Raw genomic sequence first — 18185 nt, 5'->3', positions numbered from 1 at the left:
GGTTACAAAAACAGACGATTGACACCGGTTACAATCCTGTTACAATTTGTAACAGGAGGGGATTACTATGTTGTTTCTTGACTATCAACCAGACTTAAATGAAACGGATATTGAGGTATATAAAGCAATTATTTCAGAGGTAAATGCAGTTGCTTCCATGAGTATTCGAGAATTAGCTGAGAAAAGTCATACGAGTACTGCCAGCGTATTACGCTTTTGTAAAAAATTTCGCTGTACCGGTTTTTCTGAATTTAAAATTTACCTTAGTGCGTATCTCGAATCTCTTAAAGAAGAAAAAGAGGTAAAAACACTTGATTTTGAGAGTGAACTCTTGAATTTTTTAGCACGGACACAAGACAAATTCTTTGAAGATAAATTTGATGAGGCAGTTCACTTATTGATGGAAAAAGAGCTGATTATTTTTATTGGCGTAGGCTCCTCAAATGTTGTTGCTGAATATGGTTCTCTTTATTTCTCGTCACTATTTAACATGGCGATTCGCATTGAAGATCCTAGTAATTATCCTATTAATTACCTATCCACTGAGTTAGCAAAAAAAATGTGTATCGTCGCTTTATCCGTTTCCGGCGAGACCACAGAAATCATTCAATATTTAAATCATTTGAATCTATCAGAAAGCTCAGTAATAGGAATTACCAGCAGCTCTAATTCAACACTTTCTAAATTAGCTGATATTTCAATAACCTATAATATTTCGCTAGAAAAAATTAATGAAGCTGATATTACAACCCAGATACCGGCAATGTATATTATTGAAAAGTTAGCCAAAACCGTGAGAAATAGAATGGAAACTCAATAGATTTGTATAAAAAAATTCTTGCTAATAAATTCTTCAGGTAATTCTTTCCGTCTAAACACAAGTTCACCGACCGATATTTCCACAAAAAAAAGAGACTCACATGTATCTATGTGGTCTCTTTTTGATATACAAATTTGTTCAATTTATTTGTTTCTCTTCCCTTTGGTTTGAGAAGACTTCAAAAAATCTTGTGAAGTTTCCTCTTCTCAATCATTTGCCTCTTCATTTCCTATTGTTGAGGTAACTTTTTCATCGATACGTAAAAATGGTAAGTAGATAAAAACACTCACAGCAATGATCGCAATTTGCAAGACTGATGCTCGCCAATCGCCACCAGTTGCTAAAAATCCAGATATGACGGGAGGAGTGGTCCAAGGTATCTGCACGACTACATGATTGATCAAACCAACAGCTGTCGCAAAATATGCAACTGTTAGGGAAAAAATCGGCGCCAATACAAATGGAATAATCAAACTAATATTGAAAACAATTGGTAAACCAAAAATGATTGGTTCACTGATATTAAAAAGTGCTGGAGTTACGGATAATTTTGCAAAGTCTTTGTAATCTTTACGACGACTAAAGATAAAAATAGCAATTAGCAAAGCAATAGTATTTCCTGACCCTCCCATAACAGCAAACGTATCTTTAAATGCCATGTTTATGATATGTGGAATATCTTCTCTATTCGCATAAGCAGCCATATTCTCTTGCATATTTTGAATCAAGAACGGATCGAGAAGTGAACCTGATATCACTGCTTGATGAATTCCAAACCCAAAAAAGAGATTTGCAATTGAGGTAATTAAGAGGAACCCTGGTAAACCTGTCGTTACCCTACTTAAAGGCCCAGTGATTAGAGTAGTAATCAACGAATTAACATCCATATTGAATAATTGATTGACAGCAAATGAACCAATTGCGAAGGTAGTCACGGTAATCATGATTGGAATAAGGACGTTAAAAGACTTCAACACAGCTGGAGGGATATTTCCTGACAATTGAATTTGTAACTTTTTATTATTAGATAACTTAATAAAGAGTTCCGTAGCAGCTAAGCCCACAAAAATTCCAACGAACATTCCTGACGCACCAGTATGAGTGACAGGAATAACCCCACCTACTTCCAGCGCTTCTTGACTTCCTTCTGGTGTAAACATCGTCATCATAGGGGTGAGAACAATAAACGTTGAAATAGCGACTAGAACAGCAGCAATATGATTTGTATAATTTCTGCTAACACACATATGATAAGAAACTGCCGCAACAACTAATAGTGTCGTTATACTTAGCGTTCCATTACTGATGGAAGTCCCGATCTCTTGAATCGTCGTTAATGTTGCTGGATCAATAATATTTCCCATAAATCCTGTTGGCTCTAAAATAACATAGTTGATCAATGTAACAAATCCCGCCAACATCATAAAAGGCATAAAAGTGGCGAAAGCATCCCTTAGTGTTCGAAGATGAATCTGGTTTCCTAACCTTGTGGCTATTATTCCGAACTTTTCAAAAATAGCATCTTTTTTACTCATAATTCCAATCAGTCTCCTTTTTTAGTTGTAAGCGATTGCTTATGGGATGATCATACACCAGCTCTTCCAAAAAGTAAATATCTTTATTTAAAATTATATATCTTTTTTGAAAGTCAAAAAAAGACCAACGAAATTCGTTAGTCTTCACTTCTCAACAAAAACTGCTTCAAAAATAAAATCTTTGTATAAATGTCTCGAAAGAGAATATTCAAACGGTATACCAGAAGACAATGACACCACTTTGTCTACCTCTATCATAAACTCGCCTGGTTTTACAGAAAGAATTTCCGCATCGAAATCATTTGCCACATCCCCTTTGATCCAAATATGGGAAGATTTAATCTCTAGACCAAGCTCATTTGTAATGTAGCCATATACAGAACGTTTCAAATGCTTTGGTTCTAACCCCGGTATAACAGAAAGCGGCATAAACGTTTGCTCAATAGAATAAGGCTGTTCATCAATAAAACGACTTCTAATAATATTATAGACATACTCTTTTTGATTTATTTCTAAAATTTCTGCAACTTCATTCGATGGCAACTCAATTGAGAACGTATGGATTTCAGAAGTCACATGTTCTTCCCCTACTAAATCAAAAAGACCTTCATTTGGTCCAAACACTTTCGAATTATCAATTGGTCTGCGTAGAACTTCCGTTCCAAATCCACTACGTGTTCGTAAAACTCCCTCTGATACTAGCATATCAATACCTTTCTTCACAGTGAGCTTACTTGTTTGATACTCATACGCAAGTTCATCGCCCGTAGGTAATTTTTCACCGATTTGATAGGTTCCATTGGCAATTTTTTTCTTTACCTCCGTATAAACCTCCATATATTTTGGCTGTTTCTTCATAACTTACTCCCTCATACTCATCTCTATTACTTATACTTTAACATAAAAATTGTCTTTTTACAGCTAAAACCATACCCACCATAAAAAGATATATATTTTTAATAAAAAGTATTTATTTATATCAAAAGCAATGTTACACTGTTAAAAACGAACAGGAGGAAACGATAATGTCAATACATACTCAGTTAACATTTCCAGATGACTTTTGGTGGGGATCCGCTTGGTCAGCAGAACAATCTGAAGGGCGTGGAGAAACAGGAAAAGCAGAGACCGTATGGGATCGGTGGTTTCACGAAGAACCTCATCGTTTTTATAAACGAATTGGACCTAGTATTACGACAGACCATATCCATCGTTACCACGAAGATATTCAATTGATGAAACAAACCGGGCACAATTCATTTCGGGTGTCTATCTCATGGGCACGAATGTTTCCAAATGATGGGGGTGGTAAAGCGAACGAGAAAGCGATAGTCTATTATCGAGATCTTTTTACCGAAATGAAAAATAATAATATCAAAGTTTTTGCGAATCTCTATCATTTTGACATGCCAGCAAAATTACAAGATAAAGGGGGATGGGAATCACGTGAAGTTGTTGAAGCTTATGTAAATTTTGCTGATACCTGTTTTCTAGCGTTTGGCGACTTAGTTTATCATTGGTTCACCTTTAACGAACCTTTGGGGCCAATCTTGGGCTCTTATTTAGAAGATTTTCACTATCCAAATCTCATTGATTTTAAACGTGGTGCTCAAGCAGCGTTCTTTACCATATTAGCCCATGCAAAAGCCATTCAAACTTTTAAAAAATACCAGCTATCTAGCAAAATCGGAGTAATTCTCAATTTGAGTCCGACTTTCCCAAGAAGCCAAAATTCAGCAGATAAAAAAGCAGCAGAAATTGCGGATCTTTTTTATACTCGTAGTTTCTTAGATCCCATGGTCAAAGGAGTATTTCCAGAAAAACTAGTCTCTTTGCTGGAAGAATATGACCAATTACCCGTTGATTTCAATGACACAGACCTAAAAATTATTGAAGAGAATACCGCGCAGATACTTGGTCTAAACTACTATGAACCACGCCGTGTCAAAGCAAGAACTTCTGCCGTTAATTTAGAAAGTCCATTCTTACCAGAATGGTTCTTTGAACCGCATATTATGCCTGGTCGTCGAATGAATGAATATCGTGGATGGGAAATCTATGAAAAAGGAATTTATGATTTATGTATGGACATCAAAAATAACTATGGAAATATTGAATCCTTTATCTCAGAAAACGGTATGGGTGTTGCTAATGAAGAACGGTTCATGGATGAAAATGGACAGGTGATTGATGACTATCGCATTGAATTTATCCAGGATCATCTCGCCTATTTATGGAAAGCAATTCAAGATGGCTGTAATATAAAAGGGTATCATCTATGGACATTCATTGATTGTTGGTCATGGATCAATGCATATAAAAACCGCTACGGCTTAGTTTCTTTAGATTTAGCCACACAGAAACGTACAATAAAGAAAAGTGGCTTGTTTTACAAGGAACTAAGTAAGCAAAACGGTTTTTCCTACGATCTCGAGCGATTGGTAGATTAGCATTCACGAATATGATCGATAGTGATCTGTATAGAAGAAACCTGTTGCCACAACTCCTCTCTAGCACCTTTTAAGAAGGCGACAGGGTTTTATTAGTAAAAAAATAACCGTTTCCTTGCTAAAGTCGACGGTTATTTTTTTGTTATTTTTCACTGTGGCTAGGATACGAAAGAGCAGCACGGCAATAAATATACCAGAATTTATCTGGAACTTATTAGCCGCTAGTTTCGATAATAATGCTTCCCTTTTCTTTAAACATTGCATTCGTTTTTAGATGTTCGAACACTTTTCAAAAATGACTACATCGAACACCTTATTCCAATTGAGAATAAGGTTTTGCCTATGTCGCTTATCGATTTTGTTTGAAAATATCCTTGTTAAAGTTGAAAAATCACTCTCTTCTTGCTATACTAACTATGTAAAGAGGAGTTGTTGCCACAACCCCTCTGCAGCGCCATTTAAGACGGCGACAGGTTTTTTAACTTAAAAGATAACCGTTTCCCTGTTAAAGTCGACGGTTATTTTTTTTGTCATTTTTCACTGCGGCTAGGATACCAAAGATCAGCATGGCGGTAAATGTACCAAAACTGATCATTAGCCCGATTGCTTCCGCTGTGGACAAAAAGGCTTCTCCTTTCTGAAGAGTTAGTACTTACATTCATAAGCACCACCACCTTTCAAAGATAGCCACCGTCACAAACTTTACTGCAGTCAAATGGTACCATACTTCCATCAATAAAACTTTCAAATGCCAAGGATTTATCGTTATTTTTTTCACGGTGCATGGTCTATTTGCTTTGATTCATTCCATAGAATCGTCAAAATATACTGCTGTTCTTTCTTCAAGGCTGATCCGCTCTTTCCCGACATTCTCCAGTCCCTTTTCTCAGTCCCAATCAAGGGCCTCCATCAAGAAAAATAGTCAAAAGTCAATATCATTCTATTCACCAAAAACCACTTTTGTTATAGTAACAAAAAGGAGAATGCAGATGAGAAATGAACGAAAAATCATTCAAGATAGCACCCTTGGTGTAGAGGCTTTATTATTTAACGGCATCCAGCAGGAGTTTCCTAACCATTGGCACGAATATTATGTGATTGGCTTGATGGAAGCTGGGACGCGTCAATTCACCTGTCAAAATACCTGCTATATCGTTGAAGCAGGCGACTTGATTTTGATTCCGCCAAATGCTGCCCACCGCTGCCAGCAACTCACGGAGGAAAAGCTGGTTTACCGCAATATCCACTTAACCCCGGAGAACATGGCGGTACAAGTACAAAAAATTTTTAACACTCAATTGACGCCGCACTTTCCTGAACCGGTCATTCGCCAAGTGAAAGAAAAAGAGGAATTTCATGCAGTGCACCAGCTGTTGCTGTCGGATCGCGGCGATGAGTTTGAAAAACAAGAACGCTTTACTTGTCTCCTTCACGACCTGCTTGTTCAGTATGCGGATTTCACCCACGAACAAACAGATCCGGTTTCAAATAAAGCCGCAGCGGCAAAAGCCTATATCGATCAACATTATGCCGAAAAATTGTCCTTGAGTGAATTAAGTGACGGTCTTGGAATGAATCAGTACGTCTTGATTCGGCAATTTACCAAAGCGTATGGGCTGTCGCCGTTTCAATATTTAAGTACGGTGCGCATCAGTGCTGCCAAGAAAAGACTGGAAGCACAAGAAGCAATTGCAGAAGTCGCTTTTCTGACAGGTTTTAGTGACCAAAGTCATTTTACCCGTATCTTTAAAAGCTTGATTGGGGTCACCCCCAAAGCTTACCAAACAATTTACCAAGAAGATGGGGTGAGAACGTATGAATAACCAAGAAAAATGTGTCATGATTATCGATGAACAATTACCGATTGGCTTAGTTGCAAATACTGCAGCAATTTTAGGCGCAACCTTAGGCAAATTGTTTCCCGAAGGAATCGGAGAAGATATTTACGATTCGACGGGCAGAAAACACCTTGGCATTGTCAACTTTCCCATTCCTATCTTAAAAACGAACAAGGAACAGTTGCAGACCATTCGTGAATCGATCAGTCAGCAAGCAGATCCAGAAGTAACCATCATTGATTTTTCCGACGTTGCTCAGACCACCAATTCTTACGAGCAATACCGTCAGACGCTTGAGACGATTCCCACAGAAACACTGGCTTATTTTGGTCTTTGTTTAAAAGGCAAGAAAAAGAGTATCAATAAAGTCGCTGGTAGTTTGCCGTTGTATCGGTAAAGCGCTAGTAAGAAAACGGTCGTTTAAAACAAATTTTCTTTTTGTCGGCCGAACAGTCTTCTTGCTATATACGTTATTTATAAACAGTCTTACAAAAAAACAAACACTTTTGAGGTGTTTGTTTTTTTGTAAGAGATTTTCTAGCATACATTTTCTTGCTCTTTGATTTTGCCAAGATCAATTGAAAAAATAAACTACTCTCCTTGATAAATATTCAACCCCACTTCAGTATCTTCTACACAACTGTTCGCTGGTGCTTTAACAATCAGAAAAAGAAAGTAAAAGTCTCCCACACAAGAAGCGGCATGTGCGGTAGCAATCAAGGTAAAAAGAGATGCCGTCAACCAGCCAAATAAATATAATAGAAAGAGGCCCACAGAAATGCCAATGAATGGCGCCAATAAAATGATGGCAAATTTCCCTTTTGAATAAAAGGAATGGGGACTCGTGGCATATGCTACCCCATTTTTGAACCCAAACTTTACCTTCCCTTTAGGGTCAAAAAGCTTGAAGAAGGCACCATGAATCAATTCATGAACAATGATGAGAATAAAATACGCAACCATTAAGAGCAAAAGATCGAAAATAAACGAAGTTTCAGCATTTGACCCATGACCACCTAAGACAAAGAGTGTAAAGAACACATAGAAAAAAATAAAACTAGGGATCGCCGCGAGATTCAATCTCTTTATTGTTTTTTTATCATCCATTAAATTAATTTGTTTGAGTAATTTCATCGCTGTTCTCCTTTTCTTTTCGACATTCTTCTTAGTACTTAATTTCTATGAATTCCCTTTACCCAACCAACAAGAGCAGCAAACACAAAACCAGTGCCGTTAAAACGAAGAGGAAATTGATCGTTTCTGGCGCACCTTCGATCCTTCTCTTTAATGGCGGAGGACGAAAACTTGGATTCATGCTTTTCGTTTGGTAGTCCACGCTGCTTGATAAAAAGCTGTCGGAAGGGATCATAAACACCAAGAGAACGCCATAAATAATGGATGCAGGAATCAGGAGTGAGCATTTGGCTAAGTAGCCAATCAGTAGACTCACGATCAAAGGAATAGCTACGTATAAAGCACTTTGGTACAGTGATCGCCGAATTGGTTTCATAGGGAAGTCTCCTTAGTCAGTCTTCGTTACACACAGGAAAAAAATAATTTTATTTACTTATCAAATAAATATACCATTGCTTTCTAAGGGTGTAAACACGCAGAAAACCAATTCGATGCTGCCAAGTGCGGCTACCCAATGCTTGGTGCAAAAAAAGAAGTGGTTTCTTCCCACTTCTTAAAAAGCACTCTCCTTGCCTTTCTATCCTCGCTTAACCTCTCAAGATAATCGGAAACCGTTTAGTAAACCATTATACTTACCAGATTGCTTCCCCTCTTCCTTTTGAAAAAGCTACAACGCTGGACAAAGAAGCCTGCGAACATTGTCTCTTTATTAAAACTTCTTCTGAAAAGCATTCGTCTAAAAAAATCATACGGCCTTGTCTTTCCTTTTGGTTTCCTACAACACCCAATCTACTTGAGAAAAGACTGCAGAACCTTCTTTAGAAAAGCAAGCGTCTCAAGAAAATATGATCGTGCGGTTTCTGCCCTTCCTTTTGGCTTCGTACAATGCTTGATCCGCTTGATAAAAGATTTCTGAAATGTCTAACGTAGGACCTGCTTCTGAAATCCCTGCTGAAAAGTAAAGGGTCAGTTGTGTTCCCTCTAGTTTCAACTGTTCATTACTTAAGAACAAATGAAATTCTTCAATAATTTTTTTCACTGACACGGAAGTATTCTCTTTAAATAGGACTAAAAATTCTTCGCCACCATACCGATAGACTTCGATTAAATGGGAAGGACTTTTTTGATAGAGAAATGTCGTCAGTTTATCCGAAAAGAAGGTTAAGGCTTGATTGCCGATTTGATGTCCATGGTGATCATTGATCTGCTTAAAATGATCTAAATCCATCATCACCACGACCAGCTGATCCTTCTCGTTTATCACCAATTTTGAAATATCTTCGTTCAAACTACGGAAATTTTTTACCTTCGTCAACTCATCATAATTGCGCTCAATGATCTTCGTATTGATTTTTTCGAGAAAGTTTTTTTGATTCTGCAGATAATACTTCCATAAAGAAACGATTGCCACTGATCCAATCCCTAAAGTGACAGCATCCCAAAGACCAACTTCACGGCGATGAAAAAGCAATGCATTGACCATCGGCGAGACAACCGTAACCACAATCGAAAATAGATAAAAGACAGTATGATTTGTCTGTCCGTAAAATCTTTTCTTTAATAAGCAAGTAATGATTAAAATGATGTAATTTAATCCGATAATAAAGAGCATGGCTCCCCATTCGAATTTATTGATCAATGCAAAAAAAGTTAGCAAGATGACGGGGACCAGCCCAATCAGATATATTTTTTCTTTGAGGATACCAAAATAATAAATAAAGATTGGAATCGTATATTCATACGCAACATAACCGATACTGTTCAAAGAAAATGATATAATAAAGTAGACTTGCGAAATGAACAGAACGACACCGATAAGAATTTTAAATGACAAGCGTAAATTCAATTCTTTGAAGTTCTTGATAAACAGATCATACGAAATGAGCAAGCTTACAACTAAAACAGAATAGATCGCAGCATAAATCAGATGGACAAACACACTATTCCTTCTTTCTTTCATAGATTTTTCTTTAAAATCCTTCGCCCATGATTTTGAAAGGCTCGATTCTTTAACAATGCAGGTAAAGAACTCGATCTTCCTTTCCTGCACTTCATGAAACCAAAAATAAAACTACCCCAGAAAGGAGCAGAAACCAATGTCTGAGAAAATAGAACAAGAACTCTTATCGATATTTCCTCAATTATATTTTGATGCCCAGCCTATCTTTCAAATGAAAGCAGATAGTCAGAAAGTGATTGGCTACGAATTATTATTGAGAAGTACCGAAAGAAATAGGTTTCCCCTTTCCTTCTTCCAGCAAGTGATCAAATACAAAAAGCTACACACTCGCTTACTGCAATGGTACCGAAATGAAATTTTCAGCTTACTTCACCCGAATGAAGAAACAAAAATCAGTCTTAATATCCACCCGCAACAACTCAGCTACCCAGAAACCTTTCTGATGTTAGCTGACTTAGCACCCTACCATGATCGTATTTTGATTGAGATCACCGAAGACGATACGGAACCTTCTATCGCCTGTGATCCCAAGTCTTTTCTTATGAACAAAATCAACCAAATAAAAAAGATGCGCTTTTCTGTCGCATTGGATGATGTAGGGACAGGCATTCATTCACTGACAAATATTGCACCGATGCTGGATAAAATCGATGTGATCAAATTTTCGCCTATCTCGTTGCGAGTGCTGTCCCAAAAGGAGATTTTCTTTTTGATCGACTTCTGGCGAAATATCGCCAGCAATCGTAAAATCCAATTTATTGTCGAAGGGGTCGAAACCTCGGATATCCATGAGTACTTGCTTGAAGAAGAGATTTTTCTTCAACAAGGGTTTTATTTGGACAAACCTTCCCCAGCTAATCAATTAATGCGAAAAAAATAGCCATCGCGTCGTTTATTTTTCTCACTATACGCGATTAAAAATAAACGAATATTAAAAAAATGAACAGATGCCCTTCAAATATAACACAAATAATTTTATTTGCAGAATTTTTACTGATTCGGCATCGTTTTAACGGTGATTTTACATGAGAGGGAGTAGAAACCAAAGCAAAGACCTTTTTCAGATAGATGAATAGACAAAAAGCATTCAAGAAACCAATTCCTGAATGCTTTTTGTCTATTCACCCTTTTTTTCGATACAAACCTTCTATTTCAATCGCACACCTTTACTAATTGCAGAAACATTAAAAATACTCATCACTTCTTACCAAATCGTTTTGCTAGAAGTGATTCCGACTATTCCCCTCCTTGATTTATCTCACGTTGAAAACCAGAGAATGCTTCGTTTCCATTCCTAGATTGTAACCGCACAATTCTTTGAGATAAAAGCGATAATCTTTTTCGACGATTCGGATGATCTCGTCATCGGAAAAATCGTCAAATCGCATCATTTCTGTGACTAAAACCAGTTTGGCATCGATTCCCAGAATATCTGGGGTGATCGCCCAAAATGTTTCTGGAGAAATCCCTGCTACCAATTGATCAAGTAACGTTAATTGCTTTTCTACATAAGAGGCTAAGGCACCATTTTCACGATTGGAATCCGTAAATTTCTTTTGAAATCCATCAAGATATTCTATCTTTGAAGTAAATACAGTCAAGCTTCTTTGCTCCTTTCTTTGAGGGGAACAAGCCCCCTTATTTTCTTCCTAAGTCTCAGCCTATTCTTTTTCGTTATCTATTCACTACTTTTTCTAGCTACTGAAAAAACACCAAGGTCCAGTAGTCAATGAAGAATATCCAGCAACCCTCTGACCAGCTGCTTGTAATGCTCTTTTTGATCCTTCGCCTCATCTTCTGCCTTGATTGAAAGACTTTGCTCAATTGCTTCTTGAGGCATCAACAAATGGGTGTTCAAATTTGAGATGTACGAGACGCATTCTTCCAACAACTGATACTCTTTTTGTAGGACACTAGGTACTTTATACGTACGAAAAATGAACAAATAGCGAGCATTCGCTTTTATTTCTTCTATGTGATTATTTTCTAATAAGTAACGCATCTTATCTATTTGTTCCCCTTCGGGATAGGGGCTAGAATCTGCAGTCAGCAGATGATAATAGTAGCCAATATATTCACTATTTATGATGGTTCTTTCAAACGCTTCTTTCCTGATCTTCATCTTCTGTATCCTTTCAAAACTATCACTGACCTCACTTATACAGCGTTTGTGGTATCACTAAGGACTGCTTACCTTTTTGATTCATTTTTTATCCGCTCTACTCTTTCATTAAAAAAGAGAAACTGTAAGTTTTCCTCACAGTTTCTCCTTTACGCTTCTAGCGATGACGATAGTTAAGGAGCGACGCTTTCACCGTGCTTCTTTTTTCTTGTCGCTGCAATGACAAACAGTACTAAGAGTGCATACCCAAGGATGATCAAACGAGTGGTGTTTGAAGAACCTGTTTGCGGTAATTTCCCTTGTCCGATTTGAGAAGCATCTGCGACGATCGTTTTCTTATTGTCATCGTCTGCTTCTTCCTCTTCCTTCGCTGTTTCACCAATTCGACCAGTCACAGTGACCTGCCCTGTTGTCGCCTCTGCGACAACGGTTTCTGATAGATCCCAGACAGTCAGAGCCAGTAATGCAGCGATGAAAAAAATGATTCTTTTTCGTTTTTTCATACGATAGATCCCTTCTTTACTGGGATTTCAGTTTTTAGTCTTCCTCTACATCCGGCGCAAAACTCAAGACCAATTTGAAACTTGGGTTTGATTCTTCTGATGCATTGACAGGAGTTGCTTCACCAGTGAACGCAAACGTCCCTTCATTCGTTCCTTGGTTGCCTTCAAGGGTAAACAATTCTGTTTCTGTTACAGTTGGTGTGCCGTTTTCAAACAACTCAATCCCGTTTACGTTTAACAAGTCTACTTCAGACATATTCAATGGTGTATCAACACCTGCAACAGAAGCGATCACACCAACTGCTGAGTTATTTGTCACTGTGTACGTAGGCGAAACGATCTCTGTATGACTTGACGCTTCTGTCGTATAGAACAAAGCAGTCGTTGGAATCGTTACATTGATCCATTGGTTCAAATCATCGGGATTTGGTCCAGGTGTTGTATTATCGAATTCACCGATGATCCCGTTTACTTGGACATCTCCTGACGTATCGCCTTCACGTCCGTCAATAGTTTGTGTCGCAAAAGCGGTGGTGCCGCTTGCGATTACTCCTGCGATCGTTGCTGTACTTAGAATAGCTGCTACAAATTTTTTCATTTTTATTTCCTCACTTTTCCTTTTTTAATTCTTAACGATAATCGTTAATTCAGCTTCAGTGACCCCTTGTTTTTCTTTGCTTTCAGGGTCGTAAATATTGATGGTGGCTTTGGCAGGATACTCGCCTTTTGCCAATGGTGTCGCCAAGGCGACATTTTCAACAAATTGATTTGGATAGATCGCACCGGAAGAATAGATGACTTCCCCGCTCGACAGTAAAGAGATATCCACGGCGATTGGGTACACATTGGTGCCTGGATTAACGATTTCGATGGATCCCGTGCTTTGACCATCTTCAAAAATGGCTTCTGGATTGATTTGCAGGGTGAAATAATTCGCATCTGCAATTTCCTGCGCCCGTTCAGATAATCGCTGATCGGTGGCATCGCCAGATTCAGGCAAAAGGTCTGCACTGATCAACGGAACCGCTTCTTTTGATTGATAGAAATAGTACCCGAGTCCACCGGCAAGTACGGCCAATAGCAACAACCACCAGAGCCATTTCCGTCGTTTTTTATTTTCGGTTTGATTCGTTTGCTCCAATGGATTCACCTCCTTCCCATTTGGTACGATCTTTTTTTCTTAGTCTCGTGGAACAAAGCGTAAGACGATGCGATAATTCGGTACAAGCAAGTCTTCATAATACCCGCCTTGATCGGCTTCTGAATCAACGACCCACTGGGGATAGTCCCCATAGAAATCCCCCGTTAAGGAAATCGGCACGCGGCTTCTTTCTTCTAAGCGAACCAAGTGTTGTTCTTCCATCGCTTCATAGAGTTGAATCTGGGTTTCTTCCGTTTTTAGGTTCAGTCGCAACAGCGGGGTTGAGATATCGTCATAAGTAAGGGTTGGGTCTTCCTCTTCGCTTTCACTTTCAGCGTAATCGAGGGGATCTTCTCCCTCTTCTAACAAGACGATTCCGGCAGGATCATCGATCGCCAATTGATTGATATAGGTATCCACAGCAAGTGGCGATTGATTGCGGATCTCATACGCTTGGCTTTCAAAATTACGATTCGATTCCGCCGTATTGTACAAGGATTCAAAGACCATTTTGGTCGGGATCGTCACTCGCATATGCTCCAGTTTCGATGTCACATCGATACCGATAGTCATCTGGTAGGCTTTATTCCCCACCTCAAGAACAGCGAAGTAACTGCCGTCTTCGTCCACTTCTCGTGTAAGATCCGTTTCTACGATGCGAAAGTCATCCGTCATATCCGCTTCCGTCAACACATTTGCGGCTTGCGCGCGACTTTCTTGAAGGATCAAAGCATCTAATTCTTCTTGCGTGCTTAATTCATTAATTTTATAGCGATCTAAAGTGATATTGTATGCTTCAAAATTCACACCTTTAATCACGGTTTGACGAGCGGTCACATCGACATAGGTCTCAATCGAAGGTTTCGATAAGAAAATCGACACTTCTGTCTCTGTTTCCAATCGCTCATTTTCTCTTAAGGGAATGCGGAAATAGCGATACAGCTGATTTTCATCCCGATAGTCGCCCCATTCGATTCGTTCAGAGTTTTTGTCCAATTCGACGATTTCTCCATCGGTATTTGTATAGGAGATCAAGGTGACATCGGTATCCTCGTACATGGAACCAGTGATTTCAGTCGACTGATCACTCAATGCATCGATTCGGGCAATGAGGCCTTCTGGTTCTGAAAAACGAATCTTATTGAAGTTATTCTTAGCAATCACTTGGTAAATGTCCGTTTGTTTTTCCAGACTTTCCAAAGAACCCTCTAATTGCTCGCCACTCAGTAATCTGGAACGCGCTTCGCCATTTCCTGTGCCGCCATAAGGGAATGTATTTCCCCCATTTCGATTGATTCGCATCGTTCCGGAAATATTGATAAATTCTTCTGTTGGTTCATCTAAAGAAGCATTTTCCCAAACTGCTAATTTTTGACTCGCAACATTGATTCTCAAACCTTTCGCAACCGTATTTTGTGCAGATCGGATCAAACGCTGCAATTGCGCATTGGCTTGACCAGTTCTTGTCGTAGGATGACTAATTTCAAACAAATTCACATTGTTTATATTCAATCGTGCATTGGCAAGTCTGAAATAAAGAACTTCAGATTTATTTCTTATGGTTTCCAATACAACCGTAGAATCTTCTCCTGCCGAAAATGAATTCCGCACATTGACTAACGGGCGATTGATAAATTCCGCCGATGTTCCCATTCCTGTCCGATTATCGGTCATGGAAAAATTAGCTCTGGCCCCTACTGTGATATTCGCAAATGAATTCGAATGATTGCTTGAGGCATTGCCTCCCGCCTGAGTATTTAAACCTCTCGCAACACCTTTAAATGTTGCCTCATCATTGAGAATGAAATTAGAGGAAGTCGTTACTCTAAAGATTCCTCCAGATTGATCCACGTCGAGGGTAGCCCCTTTACCAATCCGAACAAATGAATTACTAGCAGTCAACCAAATAAATCGGGAATCTGAAGTCGTTCGATCTCTTCTTGACGTCATGGTAGCATTGTCTTGCAACTCCACTCTTTGTGATACTCGGATTCTGGAATAATTTTGACTTGTTGCTGAATTTTGAATCGCCGTCGTTGTTGGCTCTGTCAAATGCACTTCAGCATGTTGCGCAAGCGTAACTGAACGAACAGTGGTGTTTCCTGTCATTCCTCTAGCAGCGTTTATTCTCGTATAGGAATTTTCGCCGAATAACAGATCTGTTGTTCCGACTCCCTGTAGAAATCGTCCACCAGTATCAACTTCGACTTTACTTCCTTCTTCCATCGTAAATTTCGAATTCGCCAAGGTTAAACGAAAAACGGCTCGTGCAGCTTGTCGTGTTGTATGATTGACCGTTACTTCCGCTTCACGACCTAGTTTGATTTCTTCTCTAAACCGGAAAAAATCAACATTTGCATTGCTTCGTCCAGAAACGGTGATTTCAGAGTGATCGCCCACATGCAACCGGCGAATGGTTGAAGAAGCAGCAGATGAGGTACCACCGGTAAAGCCTTGTGCGGTTTGTAGGCTGATCGTATTTGCTTCACCAATATAGATATCTGTTGTGCTGCGACCAGTCACCAATGGTCCTACTTGATTGAGGGTGATGGTTGCATTTGCTTCTGACAAAAATTGTGAAGCCGTCGACGTTGAACCCAGTGCAATGAAAGGATTGGCTGCTGATGATGTGCGAGAATAATTGATCGCTGCTTTTTCTCCTAGGAAGAAACGTCGTTGCACGGAAAAAGAATTGGCTGCTGTGCTCGTTGAATGCTCAGCAACATTGATTTCAGCCCCTTCAAGCAGCTCAAATTGATCGACCATCGTTCCAGCGGTAAAGCCATTCCCTAATACGCCCGTTAGTTTTGAGTATTTCCCTAAAGTGACATGGGACAAACTTGCGTTGACAAACGCCCCTCGCTGGTTCACGGCTATTTCAGAATAGTCACCAATGGTGATTTTCCCGTTGCTTGATGCTAAGCCGATGACGACATTCGATGTACTTGCTGAAGAGGTCGTTCGCGTTCTCGGCACGTCAATTGTTGTATGACTTCCGATTTGAACCGAAGACGTTGCGAAAAAGGTTCGATACGCTTGACCAACAGTGGCATTACTAGGTTCACTTATGGTTATATCCACCTGATCACCAATCGCAATACTGTTGACTGCTACGTTGCCATTAAACCCGTTGCTATGCTGATTGTTCATTTTCACGTGGTCTTGAATCACTATCGTGGTACTAGCCACACCCGTAAACATCGGTCCATGCTGCGATATTCGCGTTTGTGTATTCTCCCCAAAATCGATGGAGGAATTTGCACTTTGGAGCTGGATAAAAGCTCCGGTCGTTGTGCCCGTCCGCGTTCCTTCAATAATGGTAGGTTGGTCCGCGGTACTATTTTCAACGATGAAGCGGTGTCCGACATTGATGGCGGGCGTCCCGCTGACCGTCCCGTACTCAGATAGTTTTAACTGACTCCCTGCTTGTAACCTTACTTCGCCTAGCGTGCTGGTGGAATTACCAGAAAGCCCCTGTCCCGTGCCAACATCTAGTGTTGCCCCGGTTGCTAGCGTCAACCGACTATCTTGATTGGCATTTGGTAGAGAAACCATTGCGCCAGATTGGCGAATCGTGGTCATACTTCCTTGACCAAAATCAAGGCTTGCTGCGGTACCTGTCATGTGAAAGACAGTGCCAGTATTGCTGTTGGTACTTCGGGTGACAGAAATTTCAGCTTGGCTAGCCACTGCTACTTGATTCATTTCAAAGATTGGTGTGGCATTTGATGAGCGATGATTGACCGTCAATTGCCCTTCGACCAAGAGTCCTTCAGCCGTGAATAACGTTGGAATGGAAGACGTCGCTGTCGTCACCACATTGGTTCCTTTGAAATGAAGATGTGCTTGGTTGTTATTCACCACGCGTCCTGCGGTAGTGGTCAGCTCCAGTTGGGTATCTTCAAAAGTGATCGTTGATGCCCCAGTTGTTTGAGCCAGCCCTTGCGCCGACTGAATGCCTTGTTGTTGCACCCCTTGCCAAGTCAGTTGAACGGGTGCCGCAAACTGCATCAGGTTCTCTGCCGCCGTCTGCGAAAGGATCACAGGCGTATCTTGACTACGAAAAGTAACGTCTGTCCGTTGGATACCACTGATTGGCTCAGTTAATGCCAAGTTGTTGGCAAAAGTAAGCACCAAGGATTGATCATTGGCGATTTCTTCGTAATGATACTCCGTGCCATCTTCATCGGTGAAGGATTCCCCAAGTAAAATTGCCCGCAATTGCGCCTCACTTGCTACAGTCAATGCGACCGCTGAAGCTTCAGCATCAAACCTTTCGACTTGCTCATTCTCAGCTTCTGTTTCCGCTTCATCTTCTGAGCTATCTGGCGTTTCTGCTTCGGGCAGTGCTTCATTTTCCTCTGCTTCTTCTTGGCTAGCTGTCGTGGAATCATCCGTGGCTTCCGAAGAAGATTGTTCTTCACTGCTTTCTTCGGTTGTTTCTTGGTCTTCCGATCGATCAGCAGAATTAGTGGTTTCCTCAGTTGAGGAGTGTTGCGTCTCTTCAGAAAGTGACTCTGTTTCTGCATAAGCAACTTGCTGGAACGCCAGCGTCGTGTTGACCGCCGTGCTGCTTAGTAGGAATACTGCAGAAAACAATGTAAGTAGTTTCATCATATCCTCCTTTCTTCAAGTCTTTGGTGCATCAAGAAGGTTGAAGCTAAGAAACAGCCTCCTCCTTT

At 39.9% G+C, this 18185-nt stretch carries 17 protein-coding genes; 5 read left to right on the top strand and 12 right to left on the bottom strand.

Going from position 1 to position 18185, the window contains the following annotated elements:
• The first annotated feature begins 67 nt into the window (after positions 1-67).
• On the top strand, positions 68-820 hold the full coding sequence (locus CXM95_RS02870) for a MurR/RpiR family transcriptional regulator (protein WP_005232077.1): 753 nt from the start codon (positions 68-70) through the stop codon (positions 818-820).
• Between the two features lie 206 nt (positions 821-1026).
• Here the strand turns inward: CXM95_RS02870 and CXM95_RS02865 are convergent, their stop codons facing one another.
• Together CXM95_RS02865 and CXM95_RS02860 are read right to left on the bottom strand one after the other, a co-directional pair.
• Positions 1027-2355: a PTS sugar transporter subunit IIC gene (locus CXM95_RS02865; RefSeq protein ID WP_005227522.1), complete on the bottom strand. Its 1329-nt coding sequence runs from the start codon at positions 2353-2355 to the stop codon at positions 1027-1029.
• Positions 2356-2499: 144 nt separating this feature from the next.
• Complete coding sequence (locus tag CXM95_RS02860) at positions 2500-3213, bottom strand: GntR family transcriptional regulator (protein ID WP_086372609.1); 714 nt, start codon at positions 3211-3213, stop codon at positions 2500-2502.
• Positions 3214-3380: 167 nt separating this feature from the next.
• Between CXM95_RS02860 and CXM95_RS02855 the strand changes: the two genes are divergently transcribed.
• On the top strand, positions 3381-4805 hold the full coding sequence (locus tag CXM95_RS02855; RefSeq protein WP_101698838.1) for a glycoside hydrolase family 1 protein: 1425 nt from the start codon (positions 3381-3383) through the stop codon (positions 4803-4805).
• A 505-nt stretch (positions 4806-5310) separates the two neighbouring features.
• Here CXM95_RS02855 and CXM95_RS02845 read toward each other — a convergent pair.
• Complete coding sequence (locus CXM95_RS02845; RefSeq protein WP_080646931.1) at positions 5311-5427, bottom strand: putative holin-like toxin; 117 nt, start codon at positions 5425-5427, stop codon at positions 5311-5313.
• Positions 5428-5794: 367 nt separating this feature from the next.
• On the opposite strand from CXM95_RS02845, the gene CXM95_RS02840 reads away from it, so the two are divergent.
• Together CXM95_RS02840 and CXM95_RS02835 are read left to right on the top strand one after the other, a co-directional pair.
• The gene (locus CXM95_RS02840) at positions 5795-6628 is read left to right on the top strand and encodes an AraC family transcriptional regulator (protein ID WP_101698837.1); all 834 of its coding nucleotides are present in this window, start codon (positions 5795-5797) and stop codon (positions 6626-6628) included.
• Positions 6621-7040: a DUF2000 domain-containing protein gene (locus CXM95_RS02835; RefSeq protein WP_005232083.1), complete on the top strand. Its 420-nt coding sequence runs from the start codon at positions 6621-6623 to the stop codon at positions 7038-7040. Before CXM95_RS02840 ends, CXM95_RS02835 begins: the two co-directional genes overlap by 8 nt.
• Before the next feature lie 194 nt (positions 7041-7234).
• On the opposite strand, the gene CXM95_RS02830 is transcribed toward CXM95_RS02835, so the two are convergent.
• The 3 genes from CXM95_RS02830 to CXM95_RS02820 all read right to left on the bottom strand — a co-directional run bounded on the left by CXM95_RS02830 (position 7235) and on the right by CXM95_RS02820 (position 9737).
• On the bottom strand, positions 7235-7777 hold the full coding sequence (locus tag CXM95_RS02830) for a DUF3267 domain-containing protein (protein ID WP_086299091.1): 543 nt from the start codon (positions 7775-7777) through the stop codon (positions 7235-7237).
• Between the two features lie 58 nt (positions 7778-7835).
• Positions 7836-8153 (bottom strand): hypothetical protein, encoded by a 318-nt coding sequence (locus tag CXM95_RS02825; RefSeq protein WP_005232089.1) that lies wholly within the window; start codon positions 8151-8153, stop codon positions 7836-7838.
• A gap of 459 nt (positions 8154-8612) precedes the next feature.
• Positions 8613-9737, bottom strand: a complete 1125-nt coding sequence (locus CXM95_RS02820) for a GGDEF domain-containing protein (protein WP_223273077.1) — start codon at positions 9735-9737, stop codon at positions 8613-8615.
• A 136-nt stretch (positions 9738-9873) separates the two neighbouring features.
• On the opposite strand from CXM95_RS02820, the gene CXM95_RS02815 reads away from it, so the two are divergent.
• Complete coding sequence (locus CXM95_RS02815; protein WP_061053741.1) at positions 9874-10617, top strand: EAL domain-containing protein; 744 nt, start codon at positions 9874-9876, stop codon at positions 10615-10617.
• Between the two features lie 373 nt (positions 10618-10990).
• On the opposite strand, the gene CXM95_RS02810 is transcribed toward CXM95_RS02815, so the two are convergent.
• The 6 genes from CXM95_RS02810 to CXM95_RS02785 form a co-directional block, all read right to left on the bottom strand.
• Positions 10991-11338 (bottom strand): DUF7006 family protein, encoded by a 348-nt coding sequence (locus CXM95_RS02810; RefSeq protein ID WP_016611346.1) that lies wholly within the window; start codon positions 11336-11338, stop codon positions 10991-10993.
• Between the two features lie 125 nt (positions 11339-11463).
• Positions 11464-11859 (bottom strand): hypothetical protein, encoded by a 396-nt coding sequence (locus CXM95_RS02805; RefSeq protein ID WP_086299089.1) that lies wholly within the window; start codon positions 11857-11859, stop codon positions 11464-11466.
• 173 nt (positions 11860-12032) lie between these two features.
• Positions 12033-12362 (bottom strand): LPXTG cell wall anchor domain-containing protein, encoded by a 330-nt coding sequence (locus CXM95_RS02800; RefSeq protein ID WP_008377889.1) that lies wholly within the window; start codon positions 12360-12362, stop codon positions 12033-12035.
• Positions 12363-12396: 34 nt separating this feature from the next.
• Positions 12397-12960, bottom strand: coding sequence for a hypothetical protein (locus CXM95_RS02795; protein WP_008377887.1), 564 nt, complete (start codon positions 12958-12960; stop codon positions 12397-12399).
• Positions 12961-12984: 24 nt separating this feature from the next.
• The gene (locus tag CXM95_RS02790) at positions 12985-13503 is read right to left on the bottom strand and encodes a hypothetical protein (protein WP_034871937.1); all 519 of its coding nucleotides are present in this window, start codon (positions 13501-13503) and stop codon (positions 12985-12987) included.
• 39 nt (positions 13504-13542) lie between these two features.
• Complete coding sequence (locus CXM95_RS02785; protein WP_101698836.1) at positions 13543-18120, bottom strand: hypothetical protein; 4578 nt, start codon at positions 18118-18120, stop codon at positions 13543-13545.
• Positions 18121-18185: the final 65 nt, after the last annotated feature.

The organism is Enterococcus sp. CR-Ec1 (assembly GCF_002850555.1).
GTDB lineage: Bacteria > Bacillota > Bacilli > Lactobacillales > Enterococcaceae > Enterococcus_D > Enterococcus_D entomosocium.
The sequence above is the reverse complement of the archived record's forward strand: the minus strand, read 5'-3'. Positions and strand labels throughout refer to the sequence as shown.

What these genes read in the sequence shown, in the direction of transcription:
- CXM95_RS02870 (WP_005232077.1), top strand. Translation starts at nt 68, where the DNA reads ATGTTGTTTCTTGACTATCAACCAGACTTAAATGAAACGGATATTGAG.
- CXM95_RS02865 (WP_005227522.1), bottom strand. Translation starts at nt 2,355, where the DNA reads ATGAGTAAAAAAGATGCTATTTTTGAAAAGTTCGGAATAATAGCCACA.
- CXM95_RS02860 (WP_086372609.1), bottom strand. Translation starts at nt 3,213, where the DNA reads ATGAAGAAACAGCCAAAATATATGGAGGTTTATACGGAGGTAAAGAAA.
- CXM95_RS02855 (WP_101698838.1), top strand. Translation starts at nt 3,381, where the DNA reads ATGTCAATACATACTCAGTTAACATTTCCAGATGACTTTTGGTGGGGA.
- CXM95_RS02840 (WP_101698837.1), top strand. Translation starts at nt 5,795, where the DNA reads ATGAGAAATGAACGAAAAATCATTCAAGATAGCACCCTTGGTGTAGAG.
- CXM95_RS02835 (WP_005232083.1), top strand. Translation starts at nt 6,621, where the DNA reads ATGAATAACCAAGAAAAATGTGTCATGATTATCGATGAACAATTACCG.
- CXM95_RS02830 (WP_086299091.1), bottom strand. Translation starts at nt 7,777, where the DNA reads ATGAAATTACTCAAACAAATTAATTTAATGGATGATAAAAAAACAATA.
- CXM95_RS02825 (WP_005232089.1), bottom strand. Translation starts at nt 8,153, where the DNA reads ATGAAACCAATTCGGCGATCACTGTACCAAAGTGCTTTATACGTAGCT.
- CXM95_RS02820 (WP_223273077.1), bottom strand. Translation starts at nt 9,737, where the DNA reads ATGAAAGAAAGAAGGAATAGTGTGTTTGTCCATCTGATTTATGCTGCG.
- CXM95_RS02815 (WP_061053741.1), top strand. Translation starts at nt 9,874, where the DNA reads ATGTCTGAGAAAATAGAACAAGAACTCTTATCGATATTTCCTCAATTA.
- CXM95_RS02805 (WP_086299089.1), bottom strand. Translation starts at nt 11,859, where the DNA reads ATGAAGATCAGGAAAGAAGCGTTTGAAAGAACCATCATAAATAGTGAA.
- CXM95_RS02800 (WP_008377889.1), bottom strand. Translation starts at nt 12,362, where the DNA reads ATGAAAAAACGAAAAAGAATCATTTTTTTCATCGCTGCATTACTGGCT.
- CXM95_RS02795 (WP_008377887.1), bottom strand. Translation starts at nt 12,960, where the DNA reads ATGAAAAAATTTGTAGCAGCTATTCTAAGTACAGCAACGATCGCAGGA.
- CXM95_RS02785 (WP_101698836.1), bottom strand. Translation starts at nt 18,120, where the DNA reads ATGATGAAACTACTTACATTGTTTTCTGCAGTATTCCTACTAAGCAGC.